Source organism: Rugamonas brunnea (assembly GCF_014042345.1).
GTDB lineage: Bacteria > Pseudomonadota > Gammaproteobacteria > Burkholderiales > Burkholderiaceae_D > Rugamonas > Rugamonas brunnea.
The window spans coordinates 1-259 of record NZ_JACEZT010000065.1 but is presented as its reverse complement, the minus strand read 5'-3'; the positions used below and the strand labels follow the sequence as shown (position 1 = coordinate 259).

At 49.8% G+C, this 259-nt stretch carries 1 rRNA gene; it reads right to left on the bottom strand.

Annotation, left to right across the window (positions count from 1 at the left end):
* Positions 1-259, bottom strand: a 23S ribosomal RNA gene (locus H3H37_RS25500); the annotation flags it as partial.

Below are 259 nucleotides of genomic sequence, written 5' to 3'. Positions count from 1 at the left end.
CCCCATCTTCAGACAGGATTTCTCGTGTCCCGCCCTACTTGTCGTACGCTTAGTACCACCGCTCTGATTTCGTGTACGGGGCTATCACCCGCTATGGCTCCTGTTTCCAAAGGATTCCACTATCAGTCCGATTATCACGTACAGGCTGTTCCCATTTCGCTCGCCACTACTTTGGGAATCTCGGTTGATTTATTTTCCTGCAGCTACTTAGATGTTTCAGTTCGCCGCGTTCGCTTTGCATGCCTATGTATTCAGCATG